Source organism: Pseudomonas sp. DCB_BI (genome assembly GCF_026240995.1).
Lineage (GTDB): Bacteria > Pseudomonadota > Gammaproteobacteria > Pseudomonadales > Pseudomonadaceae > Aquipseudomonas.
Map to the genome: position 1 here is coordinate 1 of NZ_JAPFCG010000051.1, position 1,317 is coordinate 1,317.

At 61.1% G+C, this 1,317-nt stretch carries 1 protein-coding gene; it reads left to right on the forward strand.

Features of this window, described 5'->3' with window-relative positions; genetic code table 11:
• The coding region (bamA, locus tag OO258_RS27235; protein WP_266034980.1) for an outer membrane protein assembly factor BamA at positions 1 to 1,317 on the forward strand (1,317 nt) is incomplete at both ends.

The window sequence follows — 1,317 nt, forward strand, 5'->3', positions numbered from 1 at the left end:
ATTCGCGTCAACGGCCTGCAGCGGGTTTCCGCCGGCAGCGTGTTCGGTGCCTTGCCGCTGAACGTCGGTGACCAGGCCGATGACCGCCGTCTGGTGGACTCGACCCGTTCCCTGTTCAAGACCGGGTTCTTCCAGGACATCCAGTTGAACCGCGATGGCAATGTGCTGATCATCAACGTGGTCGAGCGCCCGTCGGTGTCGAGCATCGAGATCGAAGGCAACAAGGCGATCAGCACCGAAGACCTGATGAAGGGCCTGAAGCAATCGGGCCTGGCCGAAGGCGAGATCTTCCAGCGTGCCACCCTCGAAGGCGTGCGTAACGAACTGCAGCGCCAGTACGTGGCCCAGGGCCGCTATTCGGCCGAGGTCGACGCCGAGGTGGTGCCGCAGCCGCGCAACCGTGTGGCGCTGAAGATCAAGATCAACGAAGGTACCGTCGCTGCCATCCAGCACATCAACATCGTCGGCAACAACGTGTTCGACGATGAAACCCTGGGCCAACTGTTCGAGCTGAAGACCACCAACTGGCTGTCGTTCTTCAAGAACGACGACAAGTACGCCCGCGAAAAACTCTCCGGTGACCTGGAGCGCCTGCGTTCCTACTACCTGGACCGCGGCTACATCAACATGGACATCGCCTCCACCCAGGTGTCGATCACCCCGGACAAGAAGCACGTCTACATCACCGTCAACATCAACGAAGGCGAGAAGTACACCGTTCGCGACGTGAAGCTGTCCGGTGACCTGAAGGTGCCGGAAGACCAGGTCAAGTCGTTGCTGCTGGTGCAGCCGGGCCAAGTGTTCTCGCGCAAGGTGATGACCACCACGTCCGAGCTGATCACCCGTCGCCTGGGTAACGAAGGCTACACCTTCGCCAACGTCAACGGCGTGCCCCAGCCGAACGACGAGGACCACACGGTAGACATCATGTTCGTGGTCGACCCGGGCAAGCGTGCCTACGTCAACCGCATCAACTACCGCGGCAACACCAAGACTGAAGACGAAGTGCTGCGTCGCGAGATGCGCCAGATGGAAGGCGGCTGGGCTTCGACCTACCTGATCGACCAGTCCAAGACCCGTCTGGAGCGCCTGGGCTTCTTCAAGGAAGTCAACGTCGAGACCCCGCCTGTGCCAGGCACCGACGACCAGGTCGACGTCAACTACAGCGTCGAAGAGCAGGCTTCCGGTTCGATCACCGCCAGCGTCGGCTTCGCCCAGAGTGCGGGCCTGATCCTGGGTGGTTCGATCAGCCAGAGCAACTTCCTCGGTACCGGTAACAAGGTGTCCATCGGGCTGACCCGTTCGGAATACCAGACC